The sequence below is a fragment of the Virgibacillus sp. FSP13 genome (assembly GCF_054048505.1).
In genome coordinates, this window is record NZ_JBSVKG010000006.1 from 1 (window position 1) to 19,554 (window position 19,554).

Sequence of the window (19,554 nt, forward strand, 5' to 3'; positions counted from 1 at the left end):
CTTTTAACAGCGACTTTATTAGAATACCATATTCCCCGTTAACATGTCAACAAGAAATTTTATTTTTTTATATTCCGTGTCGCCCTAAGTTGTGTTCCTTTTTGACGACGGAATTAACTTTACCATGCACAGTTTATAAAGTCAATGGAATTTACAAAATAAATTTTTCGTTTGATATTAAAACCCGATTTTTTAATGAGAAACTCTGTTCGAAACCTAAATAGACACATCGCTTATTAAAATAACCAGGATTACAAAGTAAAAGTAAAAAAAATCTATCCATCTATTATTTCCTATATAACTGGACCCATATGGAGGGAGATTTCCTCAACAAGTGGTCAATCCATCTGTTAATGAAATTTAAAGGTGGGATCCTTGTTGAGGAACCATTCCCAAATTAATAAAATGTACTACTTGAGACAAACATAATCTGTTTTTCTATCATACAGATTTGGCAGTATATTTACGATGATAAACGCCTACACCTTTTGTTTCTGTTAACTCCGTTTGGATAATTTCCTTTTCGATCAAATATGCAATCATTGCTGTTAAATCGAGTGCATATGGCGATACAAGTGGATCAGATTTTAATTCGCCATATGTCCATGCATCATCTTTTGAGCGAATAATATCTAATAAATGTTTGGCAGATACTTCTGCACGGCTACTTATTACAAAATCTGTAGCCAGAATCATTAATTGGACACGTTTCTTTAGTTCTTCATTGCTACCGATTAATTCATCATATAATTTATACACTTCCAAATCGATTTGTTTTACCTGGCTCCAAACCGTTACCTCGGGGTGATATCCTTTTTCAATTACAGCTAATCGGGCAAGATAGTGCAAGGAATGGACTATCCGACTATATGCATCCTTATATTGCGCAGATTCATATAAATCTTTCGCATCAGTATAGCTTCGAACTAGTTTTCCAAATTCGATTGCCTTGCGCAGATTTCGCTTTTCATGCGGAAATTCTCTCAACTGTTCCTTGAAATTAGCGATAAATTCATTGCGATCAAAAATAACCTTCCCATAGATAAGCCAAGCGATCGCTTTTCGGTATCCGCTTGTATCGATCCATTTCATAAGCAGTTCTTTGGTAACAATATGCATAGCAGCTGTTTTACCGTCGAATTCATAATGCTTCACATGCCACGGTTGAATAGCATCCTTCACAACAATAAGTAAAATGACATCAAAATTATCTGTAATTGGGCTATTTGGTTTCATCTTTTCAATTAATAAAACGCCAAGTGTATTTGCATCACTAGCTCGTTCCTGATAAATGGGTCTCAGCAAATCTTCCATCTTGATTCCTCCAATACATGTATACTAATATAATTCGCTAAAAAACTGTAATATCCTTTTTTACACAGAAGGAAAATGGAAATTTACGTTCGGTTATCAAGAATAAAGGACTTTTTGCGCATCAATTCACCCCACTATGAGCCTAGATAAATTTCCTTCATTAGCTTATTTCTAATTTACCGACTTTTTGAACACACTCTTTTAGGAACGAAATATACGTTGAAATATGCTATACTAGCTTATGTGATATAGAAGGAGGATAGATATGGCACAACAATTAGTCTATTCTAGTAAAATAAATAAAATTCGTTCGTTTGCTTTGATCTTAATCTTTGCCGGCATTGCCTTAATGTATGGTGGCATTTTAACTAAAAAAATCCCTTGGCTGATGTCCGTCTTTTTCATTGTAGGTGTGCTCTTTGTTGTCTTTAGCTGTGTCGTTTACTTTTGGATTGGAATGCTATCAACGCGCGCTGTTCCAATTATTTGTCCAAACTGCGAAAAGCCGACAAAAATGCTTGGACGAGTTGATGCATGCATGCACTGTAAACAACCACTTACACTCGACAAGGACTTAGAAGGTAAAGAGTTTGATGAAAAATATAATTCAAGACATTATCGGAAAGAATTAAAAGAGAAGAATAAACCTGGTAAAAAATAATCCGCCGTTCTGGTGGATTTATTTTTTGAGGTAAAGTATCAAATGTTCCAGTTGATGTTCAAGCAATTCCTGTTGGTTTTTACGCGCCCTACTCGTCCCCGTAATCAATCATAAAAAATCCAGATGCTAACCGCTTTAGCACCTGGATTTTTTATGGGATCATATTGTGTTAATGTTTTTGTGTAGCTACCTTTTGGCAGTCTTCACACTTTCCGTAAACTTCCATTCGGTGATGACTAACCTTAAATCCTGTCACCTGTTCTGCCAGTGCTTCCACTTCATCCAAACTAGGATAGTGGAAATCAACAATTTTGCCACAGTTTTCACAGATAACATGATAATGTTTCGATGTATTACAATCAAATCGGCTTGAGGAATCACCATATGTTAACTCACGAACCAACCCTATTTCACGTAGCACCCGTAAATTATTATATACAGTAGCGACACTCATATTCGGGAACTTCCCTTCGAGTGCTTTATATATGTCGTCCGCTGTTGGGTGGATCATGGAATTTAGAAGATACTCAAGAACCGCATGACGCTGTGGTGTAATCCGTACGCCTGATTCTTTTAGCGTGTCGATTGCTTCACGTAATTTTTGTTCAGACATCGTCATGCACCTCGCTTTCATATATTTAGTACAACCTCTAACAATATAATTATAATATCATTATTAAATTGTAATTCTTATAATTAGTGTACCTGCTCTAACAATGTTCTGTCAATACAAGTGCGTGTTCAAAAAAGCTAGCAAATGAACAGCAAGATCGACTTCATATGTCACATCCTATACCACAGAGAATGAAGTAGCGGCGTTTTAAGGATTTAAGTGCAAGCAAAATCTGCACGGATTTCAACTTGCATCGATACACTACCTTCTAAATAGCGATGGGAACAGTTTTTTTAAAAATGCATTTTCCATAAACATCCAAGTGCAGCCTACCACTAAAACATTCTCTTCTATATATATTATGAAAAATGTTTCATTATAACATTGTCATCACTAATTTAACCAAAAACGAGCAGCACATTCCTATTCCAGAACGTACTGCTCGTTTACCATTGTTTAAACGTCTGCTTGCAGTGGTATTTCCTCGCCACCCAAGCTCTGATTTACATACCGCGCTGCAACAAATAAAAAATCTGATAAGCGATTCAAATAAGATACGACAAGTGGATTCGGCAGTTCATCACCTAAACCAACTGCAGTCCGTTCTGCTCGTCTTGTAATTGTGCGTGCCGTATGCAATGCACTTGAAGCACGATGACCAGATGGCAGAATAAAGTTGTGTAGCATTTTCAAATTTTTATCCCATGTATCAATTTGATCCTCTAATTCCTGGATATACGCTTGTTTCAACTTCCACTTTACTTCTTTATCGTTTGGTGTTGCTAGCTCTGCACCGACATGGAACAAAATTGTCTGCACACGATGCATAACTTTCAGAAATGCTTCTTTTTCTTCCCATTTTTCATTTTCCAAAAAGCTTAAAGCAAGGCCAATCATCGAATTTGCCTCATCACAAGTACCGTATGCTTCCACACGTAAATCATTCTTCGGAACACGCTTGCCATATATGAGCGATGTTGATCCTTTATCCCCTGATCTTGTATAAATACGCATCTCAATACCCCCTGGTTACGTCAATTGAATTGATAAAATTTGTTTCCCCTTTTTGATAGGTTTTCAGATTATGGCCAAAAATTTCTAATGCACGTGTTATATACTGTTTGGAAACACCTGACAAATGTGGTGTAACGGTAATGCTTTCTTCTTGCCAAAATGGATGATCTTCTGGAAGTGGTTCTATTTCAAATACATCTAAAATGGCATGGGTAATTTCACCTTCGCGTACGGCTTGTAACAACACATCACCATCTACAGCACTCCCACGTCCCATATTTAAAAAGACTGCATGATTTGGCAAAAGTTGGAAATGTTCATACGTATAAAATTGCTTTGTTTCTGGTGTGCTTGGTAGAACAGATACAACAATATCTGCTTCCGGAAGTAATGTTGTCAATTCTGCTGTCGAGTGATTTTCATCAAAAAAGTCGACCGATTTGCCGCTTCTGGAAATGCCAATTGTTTTCATTTGAAAGGCCTTCGCAAGCCTCGCTACTTCCTGTCCAATTGCACCCGCACCAGCGATTAGCATTGTCTTTCCGGTTAGTTCTTGCATATGTACCCCTTTATCCCAATGATGATTTTCTTCGTTGTGTATTAAGGTTTTCGCCTGACGGTAAACTTGCAGGAGCATGGCGATAACATACTCTGACATTGGGGTTTTATGGATTCCGCGTGCATTGGTCACTAAGATGTTTCGCTTGCCAATTGCAGCAAGTGGCATCTGATCCATCCCTGCTGACAGAACCATTATCCATTTTAAATTTCTCGCCTTCGCAAGTAGCTCTACTGTCAGATCGTCCCCAAATGTTACAAGAACTTCCGCTTCAGCCAAATCATTTTTCGCCTCATTCATATTTTCATGGAATCGAAAATGTTGATCTGGAAAATGTTGTGCTAGTTTTGTTTGATGTTTACTAGATAGTTTTGCAGAAAAAAGGATCATCAATTTTGCTTCCTCCTGACAATTTCCTAAACGGGACATGGGGACAGGTCCCTTGTCCCGTTGAGAATCTCTTAATTTGCAAGGCGCGAGGACTGGGACACCTAACCTGTCCCCATGTCCCACTTATAAATTTTCGCGGATGAATGTTAGTGCTTCTTCAACGTGTCCTTTGACTTGTACTTTACGGTATTCTTTTTGCAGTTTTCCTTCTTTGTCGATTATGAAGGTTGAGCGCTCAATTCCATAATATTCTTTACCGAAGTTTTTCTTTAGCTTCCAAACTCCATATTCCTCTGCTACTTTATGATCCTCATCCGCTAATAATAGGAATGGCAGATCGTGTTTATCGATAAATTTCTGATGACGGTCAATAGGATCTGGACTAACTCCGATAATAACTGCATCCAATTCTCCAAAACTTTCGTGCTGATCACGGAAATCGCATGCTTCTGTTGTACAGCCTGGTGTCATGTCTTTTGGATAAAAATATAGGACAACATGCTTGCCTTTAAAATCTGTCAAACTTACTTGTTCACCGTCTTGATTTGGTAGTGTGAAATCTGGTGCCGCTTTTCCAACTTCAACTGTCATATAAAACCCTCCATACAATATATTCTGTTTTCACTATATCATTCCACCAAACATCAGGCTAATCTTTACGTCCCTCATGTGAATTTTGCACCAATTTCAAAACAAAAGCAGTTGGCAGTACATAGCCAATCAATGCCTCAATAAGCGCAATGAGTCTTCCAATGCCAATCGGCGTAATATCACCATAACCAATCGTCAATAATGTTACCCCACTAAAGTAAAAAGAGTGAATTAACGTACCGAATATGCTGACTTCCTTTAGTTCACCATTTTCAACTAGGGTAATGTGATGAAGCGATAGTATAAAGTAAATCAGCCCGAAGCCAATAATGACAATGCTGTAAATAACGAGCAATGTATAAAAAATTTCCGCTGAGAAACGACTTTCCCGCATTTCTACTTGGAAACGGAATCTCCCACCACGAATAAATCCAACTAAACTGGCAATGACAATCAAACAAATAACGATTATAGCAATCCATGATAACGTACCCATCTATTCCCCTTCTATTTTCATACTTTATTCTATTCATATGCTTATCCACAGACTAGTTTGTCATTTATTTTTCTAGTGTAATACGATAGGATATGACGTAGAGAGGAATGGTTGGCATGAAACGTATATATTTAGTCGAAGATGACCCAAAAATCGCTGCACTTTTACAAGATTACTTAGAAAAATATGAATATCAAGTTACCATTGCCAAGCAGTTTGAGGCGATTGTCGATGAATTTAAGCAACTCGATCCACACCTTGTTTTACTCGATATTAACCTGCCACGCTATGATGGCTTTTACTGGTGCAGGCAAATCCGTAGCATTTCAAATTGCCCCATCATCTTTGTGTCAGCCCGTGATAGTGGCATGGATCAGGTAATGGCAATTGAAAATGGTGGAGATGATTATATAACAAAGCCATTTAATTTCGACGTTGTCCAGGCAAAAATCAAAGGCATTATCCGCCGTATTTACGGAGAATATGCGATTTCCAGGCAAGCGGATTTTCAAGAAATAGATGGGTTCCACTTACACTTAACCGCAATGGAAATCGAGTATCAGGAACAATCCACTCAGCTGACGAAAAATGAGTTCGTACTCGTAAAGGCATTCATCGATCAATTAAATCATGTATTGTCACGAACCTATTTATTGGAAAAGCTTTGGGACGATGAACAATTTGTGGATGACAACACATTATCTGTCAATATTACTCGTTTGCGCAAAAAGCTTGCTGATATTGGCATTCAGGATAGCATTCAAACGGTTCGAGGTGCTGGTTATAAAATGATAAATACATGGGGAGAAACAGAATGAAGCATTTTTTGCGTGATCAAGTACCATTTATTTTGTTCTTTTATTCGCAGCTTGCATTAGTTATTTTAACAGCCCAATTAACGCTAGTAGGCCTTGATGTATCAATGGGTTCCAGCATGATCGTTTACATGTTTTTGTTACCAACCTGCTTCTTGCTGATCTTTCTTGGTTTTCGGTATCATAAATTTCGTGATTTTTATACCGAGCTATCAAATGAGGATACCGAGCAGCTGGATCATTCCTGGTTCCCCGATCCACCTAATCATTTGCTCGAACATGTGAAAGAACAACACGAACAGCAATACATCAGCTATCGCCAACAAGTAGAAGCACTTGAGGCACACAAACAACAAGGGTTTGATTTCATCCAGCAATGGGTTCACCAAATGAAAACACCAGTGTCAGTAATGGATTTAACGCTACAAAAAGAAAAATTGCACTTGCCCGAGGAATTCTTGCAAAGTATGCAGGAAGAAACCGAGCGATTAAGACAAGGGCTTGATTTAGCATTATATCAGTCGCGTCTGCAAAAGTTTGATCGTGATTTTCATGTGGAAAAACTTGCACTTCGAACATTGGTTAAAGATGCGATCCAAGAATTCAAATCCAGCTTTATCCGTAATCAGGTCTTCCCAGAGTTATCAATTGATGAAACGCTTATTGTTGCAACCGATCAGAAATGGCTCAGGTTTGTTCTGGATCAGCTTATTTCCAATGCGATCAAATATTCACATGATACCTCGGAAAAAATCTATTTTACAGCTGAAGTCAACGGTAAAAATCTCGCATTACACGTTCGTGATCGCGGGCATGGTATTCCATCACAGGATATCAAACGCGTATTCGAACCGTTTTTTACTGGGATGAATGGTCGAACATTTCGCGAATCAACGGGAATGGGCTTGTATTTATCAAAGGAAATATGTGAAGCACTTGGACATACAATCACGATCACTTCGAAAAAAAATGTCGGCACAACGGTTACGATTACATTTGAGAACACGGTTGGAAATGCGGAAGTGAACTAGCTTTTATATGTTGAACAGGAGTTGGACGATAGAAACCTTACAATTTTGCAAGGTTTCTTTTTTTACATGAAAGAAAAAGCAATAGGTTATATGAGCAGATTTACGGTAAACTATGAATAGCATTATTGTCCTCAGGGAGGTATGAAAATGGACGTACTTGTAGCAGAAAACCTATCGAAGGTATATGGTTCAAAACGCGGTGTGCAACATAAAGCGTTAAATCAATTTAAATTGACCGTGGAAAAAGGAGAATTTCTTGCGATTATGGGCCCATCCGGAAGTGGAAAAACGACTTTATTAAACCTGTTGGCCACGATCGATCGCCCAACTGCTGGAAGCGTGATAATCAATGGTAAAAATATCTTGTCATTGTCGAAAAATAAATTGGCAACGTTTCGCCGTCAAGAAATGGGATTTATTTTTCAAGACTATAACTTGCTTGAAACCTTAACAGTTGGCGAAAATATTGTATTACCTTTAACGCTTTTGGGAGAAAAAGTAAATGTGATGAAAAAAAAGCTTACCGCGATTTCTAAACAGCTTGGCATCGACAGTATTTTGAACAAACGAACATATGAAGTATCTGGTGGGCAAATGCAGCGGGCGGCGATTGCCCGGGCAATGATTCATGACCCAACCGTTATTTTCGCTGATGAGCCAACAGGAAATCTTGATTCAAAATCGTCACTGCAGGTGATGGAGGCATTGTCCACACTGAAGCAAAAACATCATACAACGACTGTGATGGTAACCCACGATCCCTTTGCAGCAAGTTTTGCAGAGCGGGTTATTTTTATTAAAGATGGAAAATTATTTAACGAAATCCACCGTGGTGAAAACCGTCAGACATTTTTCCAGGACATTTTGAATGTGCAGTCATTATTAGGAGGAAATACGGATGACCTTCAGACAATTCGCTTTTAACAATGTGAAGCGAAATACGAGGCAATATTTAAGCTATTTTTTAAGCTGTACATTTGCTGTGACCGTTTTCTTCATGTATGCCGTTGTCGTGTTCCATCCCGACATCCAAGAGATCGAAATCCGTTATATCATTCAGCAAGCAATTATATTATCCGAAATGCTTATTTATGGATTTTCCTTCTTGTTCGTATTGTTTTCTACAGGTACATTCATTAAATCTAGAAAAAAAGAATATGGCCTCTTGACAACACTTGGCATTAGTAAGTCACAGCTAAATCGAATGCTCATGCTGGAAAATACAATTATCGGTGTTGCTTCCATTGCTACTGGCTTATTACTTGGAGCTTTGTTAACGAAATTATTTTTAATGATTTTTTCACAAGTATTAGGAATCGACCAAATTTTACCCTTTTATTTATCGTTAAGAGCAATCGGTTTGACGGCAGTATTATTTTTTATCATGTTTGAACTTAACTCACTGGCTGTTGTATGGACATTACGTACCAATTCCATTATGGATGTTTTTCGCGGGTCAAAAGGTCCAAAAAAGGCACCAAAATTTTCGTGGGTATTAAGCATATTAGGAGTTGGACTTGTTGGTACAGGCTATTACCTTGCATATATTTCCACTGTGTTTACAATTTTTATTTATATGCTACCTATTCTGTTCTTCGTTGTTTTAGGAACATATCTGCTATTTAGCCAGTTTAGCATTGCATTTATTACGACCTTAAAGCGGAAAAAGGGATTTTATTTTAGGAGATTGAATTTACTTACTGTTGCTGACTTGGCTTACAAATTAAAAGATAATGCTCGGTTATTATTCATGGTGACAACGCTAAGTGCGGTTGCCCTTACAGCCTCAGGGGTTCTTTTTGGCTTATTTCATAGTGTTGAAGCTGAAGCAGAGCGGTTTATTCCAGAAGATGTGTCGGTAGTCAGTAAAGGAGAGCAGAACACAGATGCATTTCAGCAGGAAGTAGCTTTTATCAACAATGCGTTCAAGAAAAAAGAAATAGCCTTCAACGATCAACAAGCCCAATCGATACAAGGAATATTACAATCAGATGATGATTATTGGAATGATGTACATGTTCGGATTTTTGCCTTATCGGATTACCAAGCAATTGCCAGACTTCATGAAAAAGATGTTCCTTTTCAGGTGACTAATGAGGAAGCAACTATACTAATTCCCGATTACATTTTTAGTACTAACAGGTGGAGTCTGCCTTCTAAGTTGACGGTAGCAACCAAAAATAAATCCGTTCCATTGTCGGTTAAACCTGCCAAATCTTATCTGAATGCTACTATCTATAGTACATTTAATATCGTTGTATCTGACAAGCGGTTTGACCAATTCATGCAAACTGGTGACGGAAGTGAGATAATCAATATGTATTCCATGAACATCCCAAATTGGGTTTCGTACATTCCGGAGACGAACCAAATTTTATTAGAGTTGGATGCTGAGGAGGTTTATCCAGATTCACAAGCGGATTACTATACAACGATGAAAGATGGGATGGCTTATTTGTTCTTTTTTGGTATATTTATAAGTGTCCTATTCTTTTTAGCTGCGGGATCTATTTTATATTTTCGCATGTACCAGGGCATCGACAACGATTTACACTATTATCATTCGCTTTACAGGATCGGACTTACCGACAAAGAAATGCGGAAAATTGCCACACGACAACTCGGCTTTTTATTTTTTATCCCATTTCTAGTTGCTGTCGTCCATGCTGGTTTCGCCTTTAAAGCCTTGCAAAACATGATGGCAGCCTCCGTCCTATTCCCAAGCATAATCATTATCTTATTCTTTTTCGTTGTCCACCTAATAAACTTTATTATCATCCGAAACGTCTACACAGCCAAATTGAAAAAGGTCATGTAAAATGAACACCGTAGGACAAGGGCGCGGCGGCGGGACATAGTCAGTTCCCGTCCCGGGACATGGGGACAGGTTAAGTGTCCCACTCCTTTCGCCTTGAGGGACGGGGGATTCTCGTTGGGACAAGGAACCTGTCCCCATGTCCCCCTTGTCCAACGAAATTTTTTCTTCAGGAGGATTTATATTTTATGGATTTTACAAAATCAACACAGTTACATGAAGAGGCACTTGAACATATTGTTGGTGGTGTCAATTCGCCATCGCGTGCTTATAAGGCTGTTGGTGGTGGTGCACCAGTCTACATGGAACATGCTAAAGGTGCATACTTTTGGGATGTCGATGGTAACAAATATATTGATTATTTAGCTGCATATGGACCAATTATTACAGGGCATGCACATCCACACATTGCGGAGGCAATCTCATACGCGGCAACAAATGGAACATTGTATGGTACCCCAACCGCCTTGGAAAATAAATTTGCTAAGATGTTGAAATCGGCAATCCCTTCATTGGATAAGGTACGCTTTGTTAATTCCGGTACCGAAGCTGTCATGACAACGGTCCGAGTCGCACGGGCTTATACAAACCGTACAAAAGTAATAAAATTTGCTGGCTCTTATCATGGCCATTTTGATTCCGTATTAGTTCAAGCTGGATCTGGTCCGGCAACACTTGGCACACCAGACTCGGCCGGGATACCAAAAGCTGTAGCTGCTGATGTCATTACAGTACCATTTAACGACCTTGATGCATTTCGAGAAGCTATCAAAAAATGGGGAAACGAGATTGCCGCTGTTTTAGTTGAGCCAATCGTTGGCAACTTCGGGATTGTTGAACCAGAGGAAGGGTTTTTGCAGGCTGTCAATGAGATCACACATGACGCCGGTGGACTCGTTATTTACGATGAAGTTATTACGGCATTTAGATTTACATATGGAAGTGCCCAACAAGTATACGGTATTGAACCAGATATGACCGCAATGGGGAAAATTATCGGTGGTGGTTTACCAATTGGTGCATATGGTGGACGTCAGGAAATCATGGAACAAGTCGCACCACTCGGACCTGCATATCAAGCAGGAACAATGGCCGGAAATCCTGCATCAATGGCATCAGGAATTGCTTGCTTGGAGGTTTTAGGGGAAGTAGGCGTTTATGACAAATTAGATCATCTAGGCGCACGACTGGAAGCAGGAATTTTAGAAAAAGCCTCCGAAGCTGGAATTCCAATTTCTGTCAACCGCTTATGTGGTGCAATGACCGTTTATTTTGGTGATGGAAAAGTTAAAAATTATGCTGATGCAGAAGCTAGTGATGGCGATGCATTCGCACGATTTTTTAAATTGATGCTAAATCAAGGTATCAATCTTGCACCATCAAAATATGAGGCATGGTTTTTAACTACTGAGCATACAGAAGAAGATATTGATTTGACTGTTGAAGCTGTCGGCAAGGCATTTGCTGAAATGGCTAGTAAGTGATGTTGATATTGGTTGGTGCGCCCCAATTAGAGGGGTGCACTTTTTTATTGTTCTCGGGACGATGTTTTCGCTCTCCCGCCGATGTTCCTGCTCTCGGGACGATGTTTCTGCTCTCCCGCCGATGTTCCTCGCTCTCGGAACGATGTTTCTGCTCTCCCGCCGATCCCCCTTGCCCACACCGATACCCACACACACCAAAAAGAAACAAAAAACTCCACCCAACAAAATAAAGTGTCCTTGACATGGGTTCCACTTTAAAAATTAGGGGGGAGCTTTTATTAAACCTCATCATTTTGTACCAATATAATCTGGCTGATCTAAGTTTTGCACTTGATACAAATCGTAATAACTTCCTTGACGTTGCATCAATTCTTCATGTGATCCCATCTCGCTGATTTCACCGTTTTCAATAACAACAATGCGATCAGCATGGGTTATAGTTGCTAGTCGATGTGCAACAATAAATGTTGTCCGTTCAGATGCTAATTTCTCAACCGCTTCCTGAATGGTGTGTTCACTTTCTAAATCAAGTGCTGAAGTTGCTTCATCAAAAATCAGGATTGGTGGGTTTTTTAAAAATACACGGGCGATTGCGATGCGTTGCTTTTGCCCACCGGATAATTTAACACCACGTTCACCTACTAATGTGTCATAGCCTTGTGGTAAATCGCGAATAAACACGTCTGCATTCGCTGCTTTTGCCGCTGTCTTCACTTCTTCATCAGTTGCATCTGGATTTCCCATTCGGATATTCATAGCAATCGATTCACTAAATAATGTATTATCTTGTAGAACCATACCGATATTGTCACGTAATGAACGAGCTTTTACATCGCGAACATCCGCTCCATCCACTTTGATCGAGCCTTCTGTTACATCATAAAATCGTGGAATTAAGCTGATTAACGTTGACTTTCCGCCTCCACTCATACCAACAAATGCGATCGTTTCACCTTTCTTAACGTGTAATGATACATCTTTTAATACATAATGCTCCTCTGATTCATACTGAAAAGAAACATGCTCAATATCTATTTTCCCTTCGACAGAATTCAATGTTTGAGCATCTGCTTTGTCTTTTATATCATATTTTTCATTTAAAAATTCAAATACCCTGTCGATGGAAGCAATTGATTGTGTCAACGTTGTCGAGGAATTGACCAACCGACGCAATGGGCTGTAAACCCGTTCCATGTACCCGACAAACGCAACCATTGTACCCATCGTCAGATTACCGTTAATTACTTGATACCCAGCAAAAGATATAACAAGTAAAGGCGCTAAATCTGTGATTGTATTTGTAACGGCAAATGTTTTTGCGTTCCAATCGGTATGGTTAATCGCCCGATCTAAAAAGTTCACATTTCGTTTATCAAATTGTTCTTGTTCATAACCTTCTAAAGCAAAACTCCTTGTTACCGGAATTCCTTGTACCCTTTCATGCAAATGTCCCTGTACTTCGGCCAATGCTTGTGAGCGTTCACGGGTTAATCGACGTAATTTCCCATAAAAATATTTTATTGAAAAACCAAACAGAGGGAAGAGAATGATTGCAACAATTGTCAACGGAATATCCATTGTCAGCATGATACCAATGGCAATAAGTATCGTAATCAAATCGAGCCATATATTCATTAACCCAGTTATCACGAAAATTTTCGATTGTTCGACATCATGTATTACCCGGGAAATAATTTCGCCGGTTTTTGTCTGAGAATAAAATCTTAGGCTAAGTTTTTGGATGTGATCAAACAGCCGATCCCTTATGTCGTAAAGGATTTTGTTCCCAACCCATTGCGCCAAATACTGTCGAATATATTCAATTGGCGGACGCAAGACAAGGAAAACGACAAACGCGATTCCCATTACCCAGAAGAGCCTGTTGATTTTTGCCGAATCACTCATGTCATTGGCGCCAATAATGTTATCAATGACATATTTTAAAATGAGCGGCAATAACAATGGAATAGCAAATTTGAGTATACCAATCAATACGGTCCAGATTATTTTCCACTTATATGGTTTAACAAATTGCATGTATTGCTTAATACTGTTCATAACGTTATCAACCTCGTTTTACTTCCCATGAATAGAAAAGCCTTGCTACTTTTTGTAACAAGGATCATTCATCTATATTACCTATTGTTTGCCTAAAGCTAATGCCTTATGAGCGAAAGTCATGTTTCTTCATGTATTGAATTATAAGGTGTATTTGGCTGAGTGGCAACTAAACGGCTTAAGCGCTTGAGTTATTTTTCACCTGTAAGTCAAATACATCTCATACCACTGATCAACAAATCCCGGAGAAAAAGGACCTTTTCGTTGCCTAATCCAGCTTAGCAAATATTCCAAATGTTGATGTAATATATGATCGATAACGAGAGAATAATTCATTTGTTCTTTATGTTCAGCATATTCATCCTCATCCAATATATCGAATGTCATATCAGGATACACCTTCACATCTAAGTCATAGTCAATATATTTTAATGCCTCGTCATCATATACAAATGGGGATCCAATATTGCAATAATAATATATGCCATCATTACGAAGCATGCCGATTATATTGAACCAGAATTTGGCATGAAAATAACATATGGCCGGTTCTCTTGTCACCCATGTTCGACCATCGCTCTCGAGTACTTGTGTTTTATCATTCGCCACGATCACGAGCGACTCCGTTCCTTTTAAAACGAGACTGTTTTCCCATACGCGATGTAATTGTCCGTTATGCTTATAACTATGTATTTGAATTTTTGAACCTGTATTGGGACCAGCCATTATATCTTCCCTTCCTAACTTTGCTTCTTTTTTCTATTATAACGTAACAAGCCTAAAACGACAAAAAGAGCTTCCTTAGCAGGAAACTCTTTTTGCAAAAATCGGGGTAGGTAAAAGTTACTTCTTATTTTGTTGAGATTTTTGATTTTGTTTTCTAACCTCTTGTGCGTTTGTTTCAGATGCAAATTCAGTACCGTATTGACCCTGGCCTTGTGCTGCTTGTTGATTTTGCTGTTTTACTTTCTGCACGTTTGTACCAGAAGCCTGTTGATTAGGTTTTTTAGCCATCTATATCACCTCCGCACTACTTAACATCTCCACATAGCAAAAAGTTATCCAAAAGAATATATTGGTAAATTTAACCTACCGCAAAATGCTGCAATACGTTAATTTCTAATCCGTTATATACTTCAACATCTTTTGGTGGGAGACAGGAAACGGGTATAAGGTTATGTCTTTCTGATCAACAAAACTTATTCGTTCATCGGTTGTTTCCTCCTGAATAGTTGTTGCGTTATAAATTTCTAATTGCCAAATCAAATGGGAAAATACATGTTTCAATTTACCTTTGTACTCACCAATACGAAGGTCGATGCCATATTCCCCATGAACCCAATTTTCGATATGTTCCATCCCTATTTCTCCAATTGGTGCCATTGGGAATTGCCATAAATTGGCTAACAGTCCATTTTCCGACCTCTTCTCAATTATATATTGATTTTTATTATTTTTTATTAATAAGGCGACATATGGGATTGTCTTTTGCTTTTTCCCTTTTGTTTTAATTGGCAAATCTTCTTCTAATCCTTCATCAAATGCTCTGCAATGCTCTCTTACTGGACAAAGTAGGCAAGCTGGATTTTTCGGTGTACAGACAAGCGCACCCAATTCCATAATGCCTTGATTAAATGATGAAGGATTATCAGTAGAAATGAGCTGATGAACATATTTCTCAACGATTTTCTTTGTTTGAGGCCTGGCAATATCCTCTTCTATTTTCAGAACCCTAGCAAATACGCGCATCACATTACCATCCACTGCAGGCTCAGGCTGATCATAAGCGATGGAAAGAATGGCACCCTGCGTATAAGGGCCGACACCTTTTAAAGAACCTAATTGCGCTTTGTTTTCCGGAACTTTTCCACCATATTCAGCAACAACTTCTCTGACAGCGTTTTGTAAATTGCGTGCACGGGAATAATAACCTAGACCTTCCCACGTTTTTAAAACATCCTGTTCATCAGCTTCTGCTAAATCTTGTGGGGTTGGATATTTTTCAATAAATCGGTGAAAATAAGGAATAACTGTATCGACTTTTGTTTGTTGGAGCATGATTTCCGATACCCAAATTTTATATGGATCCTGTGTTCTTCGCCATGGAAGATCACGTTTGTTCGTTTCATACCAATCGATTAAATCCTGTTGAAATGTGGAAATGTCGAAATTTCGTAACTTTTCATCTATCAAAATACTTCATCCTTTATGGTACAATTATTGCGTAAAACATTGAAGCGTCTACACATTTTCGACAACTTCGTTCATAAAATACAAACCAATACAGCTAATAATAGTGCGTGTTCAAAAAGTTGCCAAATTAGAAGCAAGGTCGACTAAGAACGTCACGTCAATAGCCAACGAAGAAATTCGCCGCTTATTATTTGGTGACTTTTTAAACAACCTCTATAGTGCTTGTAACGATTACCTTTCTACATCCCGAAACAGTCCTAAGGAGGAACTAGTTCTATGGATACTGGTACCCATATCGTGATGGGAATTGCACTTGGGGGAATTGCAACACTTGACCCCGTTGTGCAGCAAGATCCTACGTTATTTCATGCCGTCTTTATTGGCACGATTGTAGGTTCCCATGCACCCGATTTTGACACCATTTTGAAAATGAAAAACAACGCTGTATATATTCGTAACCATCGCGGTGCAACGCATTCGGTTCCAGCCATTTTAATGTGGGGCATTTTAATAGCCGGGATCATTCATGCTTTTGTTCCGCAAACAAATTTATTTCATTTGTGGATATGGACATTTTTAGCTGTCTCTATCCATGTGCTAACCGATATTTTTAATGCCTATGGGACCCAGGCTTATCGCCCATTCACCAATCGATGGGTCGCGCATGGGTTTATCAACACATTTGATCCATACATTTTTCTACTACACATCGCTGGAATTATAGCATGGATACTTGGCGCAAATCCAGGCTATACATGGTTAATTATTTATACAGTAATCTTCTTATATTATATTAAACGGTATCTCGATAAAAGAGAAATTGTAAGAAAAATAAATGATTCTTTTTCCGGCGTTGAACAAATTGCGACATCGCCAACAATTAAACAAAACATTTGGCGTGTAGCAATTACAACTACAGATAAATTTTATGTTGGATCTGTTGAAAATGGTCATATTCAAATTGTGGATGAGTTCAATAAAATTCCATTACCAAATACAAAATTGATGAATCTTGCTCAAGCCAATAAAAACGTTGCTGCCTTTTTATCTTTCTCACCCGTTTATCGCTGGGAAATAAATACGTTTGACGATTTTACCGAGGTACGGTTTATTGATTTACGTTATCGATCAAAGGGCCATTACCCATTTGTTGCAGTCGTACACGTTGATGATAACTTCCGGATCTTGAGTTCGTACACCGGTTGGATTTATTCCGAACAAAAACTACAAAATAAACTTTTCATTGGCGATAATCCGGTTTAAAAGACTGAGGTCTGACCTACTAGCAGAGGTCAGACCCTTCTTTTAAAATATGGAATTTAGGATTCAATTTGTTCTTGGGTAGGACGAGCCACGTCCAGCTCCAGCGCCCAACGACTAGCGAGACTTCTCTCACCTCCGTACGTTGCTTAACGGGCGCTTGCGCTTTTATTCCACTTTATCTCCCAAAATTGAAATGGGTACAGCTTCTTCTTTTTCGTATGTTTCATCAAGTAAATTGACCCGATGACCCCATGCAAACACACCATTTATATAATTAATTTTAAATTTATGCCCGGGGTCTCCGTTCATTTCATGTATGTCGTTCGCATGAAAATCTTCTGGATTCAATGTATATGCCATTGCTACCTGCATCTTACGTTCATTTATTGCCACTTCACTAATATTTCCAAGCTGCTCTGCTTTTTGTGCCTTTTCTTTCAATCGGCCAATTTCCTGACGCAGCTGTTCAACTGTAAAATCACTATATCGGTAATCCATTCCTCATTCTCCCTTCATCTGCCTATTTACATTTTACCAATAGTTTAGGACAATGGAAATGATCGTGATCACTTTTTGAATAAGGGAGAGAATAATCATGCCAAATGTTGCGATAACTGGTGCAGGAAGCGGACTTGGCAAAGCACTTGCACTTGAATATGCAAAAAATGGTTATAAAGTGTTTTTACTTGGACGAACAGATAATAAATTACATATTGTCCAGCACGAGATAGAAGAATCAGGCGGTCAGGCCGCAATTGTTTTATGTGATGTACGTCAAGAAGCATCTGTTGGGATTGCCTTTCAACAAATCGGTGAACTTGACGTTTTTATTAACAACGCAGGAATCGGAATCTTTGGGCCGGTAAAAGACTATTCGATCAACCATATTGATGAAACACTAGATACAAATGTTAAAGGAAGCATCCTAACCGTACAAGCCGCCTTGCCTCTGATCATGGAAAGCAAAGGTCGAATCTTGACGATCATCTCAACGGCTGGACTTCGGGGAAAAGTTAATGAATCAATCTATTGTGCTAGCAAATTTGCTGTCAGAGGGTTTACCGAAAGCTTGCAAAAAGAGTGGGAAAATGAACCATACAGCATTACTGCAGTCTATATGGGCGGAATGAACACACCATTTTGGGACAATTCGACCCATGTAAAAGATGCTTCCGGCTTAAAAGGGCCAGAAGTAGTTGCGGAACAAATCTTTCAGGAAGATGACGGTCGGAAGGAAATTTTTGTGGATAAATAAAGTGGGATTTTTCTATTCGTTGTGGCGGGATGAATTAGTTGACCGAGAATGATATTAAAGATTCTCGGTCGGTCATTTATCTGTAACATGTTCATCTAAAAATTGATTGATCAGTTCTAGGGAAAATCCTTTCCGATAAAGTGCTTCTTTTACTTTTTGCTGCAATTCATAACCCATTAATTTCGCTTGATGTTTCCGAATCAATTTTTCGCCATGATGAACGAGTGCGTCCCATTCCGCATCGTTATCCTTTTCATCATCGACATCAGCTAGCGCTTCCTTAATAACATCCTGTTGAAAGCCTTTTTGCATTAATGTTGCTTGTACTTGTTGAAGCTGCTTGCGAAAGGAGTGCTTGCTATTATGGTTTAATTTCTTTTCCACCCATTTTTGTGCTTTTTCATATTGGATAGCATAGGTGTAATGTTCAACAGCTTGACTAGCAATAACTGCTGAAACACCTTTTTCCTGCAGTTCTTTTTTTACTAACATCGGTCCTTTATTCGATGTATTGATGCGTGTTTGGACAAAAGCATTCGCAAACTGTTGATCATCGATTAAATTTTCATTTTGCAGACGTTCCATAATTTTGGTTATATGCTCTGCTTCTACTTCTTTTTTTACTAAATAATCGTAAATTTCCTTTTTTGTACGCATTCGGTAGCTTAAATAGTTGATCGCAAGGGTATATGACTTCTGTAACGTATCTTTTTTGACAAGTGTGGCAATCATGGATTCATCTAATTCGAGTCCTTTATGTAATCGGTACTCAATCAGCACAGCTTCGTCCACACTAAAGCCATATGCTTCACCCTTATCCATTTCCAAATAAATATTGTAACGATGCTTCTGTTTTTTTTGTGTCGTGATTCGGGTAATCTTTTTAGTCATCGTCATCCCCCTTTTTTAAATTTTAACAGAATAAAAGTGCAAGTGCCCATTAAATACACAAAATGCCTAACATAACTTGGTATCGTTACTATCATTTATTCATATCTTAAA

Annotated in this window: 21 protein-coding genes; 8 read left to right on the forward strand and 13 right to left on the reverse strand. The window is 38.6% G+C overall.

Annotated elements, in window-relative coordinates:
- Nucleotides 1-441: 441 nt before the first annotated feature.
- Nucleotides 442-1,314, reverse strand: a complete 873-nt coding sequence (locus tag ACW2QC_RS06895; RefSeq protein ID WP_457543247.1) for a nucleotidyltransferase-like protein — start codon at nucleotides 1,312-1,314, stop codon at nucleotides 442-444.
- 265 nt (nucleotides 1,315-1,579) lie between these two features.
- Between ACW2QC_RS06895 and ACW2QC_RS06900 the strand changes: the two genes are divergently transcribed.
- On the forward strand, nucleotides 1,580-1,975 hold the full coding sequence (locus ACW2QC_RS06900) for a YgzB family protein (protein WP_457543248.1): 396 nt from the start codon (nucleotides 1,580-1,582) through the stop codon (nucleotides 1,973-1,975).
- 169 nt (nucleotides 1,976-2,144) lie between these two features.
- Here ACW2QC_RS06900 and perR read toward each other — a convergent pair whose 3' ends face one another.
- The 5 genes from perR to ACW2QC_RS06925 all read right to left on the reverse strand — a co-directional run bounded on the left by perR (nucleotide 2,145) and on the right by ACW2QC_RS06925 (nucleotide 5,638).
- On the reverse strand, nucleotides 2,145-2,588 hold the full coding sequence (perR, locus tag ACW2QC_RS06905; protein ID WP_457543249.1) for a peroxide-responsive transcriptional repressor PerR: 444 nt from the start codon (nucleotides 2,586-2,588) through the stop codon (nucleotides 2,145-2,147).
- Nucleotides 2,589-3,044: 456 nt separating this feature from the next.
- The gene (locus tag ACW2QC_RS06910; RefSeq protein WP_457543250.1) at nucleotides 3,045-3,602 is read right to left on the reverse strand and encodes a cob(I)yrinic acid a,c-diamide adenosyltransferase; all 558 of its coding nucleotides are present in this window, start codon (nucleotides 3,600-3,602) and stop codon (nucleotides 3,045-3,047) included.
- Between the two features lies 1 nt (nucleotide 3,603).
- Nucleotides 3,604-4,551 carry a D-2-hydroxyacid dehydrogenase gene (locus tag ACW2QC_RS06915; RefSeq protein WP_457543419.1) on the reverse strand — a complete coding sequence of 316 codons (948 nt, stop codon included), beginning with the start codon at nucleotides 4,549-4,551 and terminating at the stop codon, nucleotides 3,604-3,606.
- A gap of 123 nt (nucleotides 4,552-4,674) precedes the next feature.
- The gene (gene bcp / locus ACW2QC_RS06920; protein WP_457543251.1) at nucleotides 4,675-5,142 is read right to left on the reverse strand and encodes a thioredoxin-dependent thiol peroxidase; all 468 of its coding nucleotides are present in this window, start codon (nucleotides 5,140-5,142) and stop codon (nucleotides 4,675-4,677) included.
- A gap of 58 nt (nucleotides 5,143-5,200) precedes the next feature.
- Nucleotides 5,201-5,638 (reverse strand): ion channel, encoded by a 438-nt coding sequence (locus tag ACW2QC_RS06925; RefSeq protein WP_457543252.1) that lies wholly within the window; start codon nucleotides 5,636-5,638, stop codon nucleotides 5,201-5,203.
- 116 nt (nucleotides 5,639-5,754) lie between these two features.
- Here ACW2QC_RS06925 and ACW2QC_RS06930 point away from each other — a divergent pair, with 116 nt between their 5' ends.
- The 5 genes from ACW2QC_RS06930 (at nucleotide 5,755) to ACW2QC_RS06950 (ending at nucleotide 11,783) form a co-directional block, all read left to right on the forward strand.
- A complete protein-coding gene (locus ACW2QC_RS06930) occupies nucleotides 5,755-6,456 on the forward strand; it encodes a response regulator transcription factor (protein ID WP_457543253.1) in 702 nt (233 codons plus the stop codon).
- On the forward strand, nucleotides 6,453-7,484 hold the full coding sequence (locus ACW2QC_RS06935; protein WP_457543254.1) for a sensor histidine kinase: 1,032 nt from the start codon (nucleotides 6,453-6,455) through the stop codon (nucleotides 7,482-7,484). The genes ACW2QC_RS06930 and ACW2QC_RS06935 overlap by 4 nt, the downstream gene beginning before the upstream one ends.
- Before the next feature lie 147 nt (nucleotides 7,485-7,631).
- Nucleotides 7,632-8,408 carry an ABC transporter ATP-binding protein gene (locus ACW2QC_RS06940; RefSeq protein WP_457543255.1) on the forward strand — a complete coding sequence of 259 codons (777 nt, stop codon included), beginning with the start codon at nucleotides 7,632-7,634 and terminating at the stop codon, nucleotides 8,406-8,408.
- Complete coding sequence (locus tag ACW2QC_RS06945) at nucleotides 8,383-10,302, forward strand: FtsX-like permease family protein (RefSeq protein ID WP_457543256.1); 1,920 nt, start codon at nucleotides 8,383-8,385, stop codon at nucleotides 10,300-10,302. Before ACW2QC_RS06940 ends, ACW2QC_RS06945 begins: the two co-directional genes overlap by 26 nt.
- Before the next feature lie 185 nt (nucleotides 10,303-10,487).
- Nucleotides 10,488-11,783, forward strand: a complete 1,296-nt coding sequence (locus tag ACW2QC_RS06950; RefSeq protein ID WP_457543257.1) for a glutamate-1-semialdehyde 2,1-aminomutase — start codon at nucleotides 10,488-10,490, stop codon at nucleotides 11,781-11,783.
- Here the strand turns inward: ACW2QC_RS06950 and ACW2QC_RS06955 are convergent.
- The 5 genes from ACW2QC_RS06955 to mutY all read right to left on the reverse strand — a co-directional run bounded on the left by ACW2QC_RS06955 (nucleotide 11,773) and on the right by mutY (nucleotide 16,031).
- Nucleotides 11,773-11,991 carry a hypothetical protein gene (locus ACW2QC_RS06955; protein ID WP_457543258.1) on the reverse strand — a complete coding sequence of 73 codons (219 nt, stop codon included), beginning with the start codon at nucleotides 11,989-11,991 and terminating at the stop codon, nucleotides 11,773-11,775. The two genes, ACW2QC_RS06950 and ACW2QC_RS06955, sit on opposite strands and share 11 nt — an antisense overlap.
- 80 nt (nucleotides 11,992-12,071) lie before the next feature.
- A complete protein-coding gene (locus ACW2QC_RS06960; protein WP_457543259.1) occupies nucleotides 12,072-13,841 on the reverse strand; it encodes an ABC transporter ATP-binding protein in 1,770 nt (589 codons plus the stop codon).
- A 198-nt stretch (nucleotides 13,842-14,039) separates the two neighbouring features.
- Nucleotides 14,040-14,567 (reverse strand): nucleoside tri-diphosphate phosphatase, encoded by a 528-nt coding sequence (ntdP, locus tag ACW2QC_RS06965; RefSeq protein WP_457543260.1) that lies wholly within the window; start codon nucleotides 14,565-14,567, stop codon nucleotides 14,040-14,042.
- Nucleotides 14,568-14,684: 117 nt separating this feature from the next.
- Nucleotides 14,685-14,855 carry a gamma-type small acid-soluble spore protein gene (locus ACW2QC_RS06970; protein ID WP_106494572.1) on the reverse strand — a complete coding sequence of 57 codons (171 nt, stop codon included), beginning with the start codon at nucleotides 14,853-14,855 and terminating at the stop codon, nucleotides 14,685-14,687.
- Between the two features lie 105 nt (nucleotides 14,856-14,960).
- Entirely contained in the window at nucleotides 14,961-16,031 is a 1,071-nt protein-coding gene (gene mutY / locus ACW2QC_RS06975) for an A/G-specific adenine glycosylase (RefSeq protein WP_457543420.1), read from the reverse strand.
- Nucleotides 16,032-16,310: 279 nt separating this feature from the next.
- On the opposite strand from mutY, the gene ACW2QC_RS06980 reads away from it, so the two are divergent.
- A complete protein-coding gene (locus tag ACW2QC_RS06980; RefSeq protein WP_457543261.1) occupies nucleotides 16,311-17,297 on the forward strand; it encodes a metal-dependent hydrolase in 987 nt (328 codons plus the stop codon).
- A 165-nt stretch (nucleotides 17,298-17,462) separates the two neighbouring features.
- Here the strand turns inward: ACW2QC_RS06980 and ACW2QC_RS06985 are convergent, their stop codons facing one another.
- On the reverse strand, nucleotides 17,463-17,795 hold the full coding sequence (locus ACW2QC_RS06985; protein ID WP_457543262.1) for a YfhH family protein: 333 nt from the start codon (nucleotides 17,793-17,795) through the stop codon (nucleotides 17,463-17,465).
- A gap of 97 nt (nucleotides 17,796-17,892) precedes the next feature.
- On the opposite strand from ACW2QC_RS06985, the gene ACW2QC_RS06990 reads away from it, so the two are divergent.
- Nucleotides 17,893-18,552, forward strand: a complete 660-nt coding sequence (locus tag ACW2QC_RS06990) for an SDR family NAD(P)-dependent oxidoreductase (RefSeq protein WP_457543263.1) — start codon at nucleotides 17,893-17,895, stop codon at nucleotides 18,550-18,552.
- Between the two features lie 72 nt (nucleotides 18,553-18,624).
- Here ACW2QC_RS06990 and recX read toward each other — a convergent pair whose 3' ends face one another.
- A complete protein-coding gene (recX, locus tag ACW2QC_RS06995; protein ID WP_457543264.1) occupies nucleotides 18,625-19,443 on the reverse strand; it encodes a recombination regulator RecX in 819 nt (272 codons plus the stop codon).
- Nucleotides 19,444-19,554: the final 111 nt, after the last annotated feature.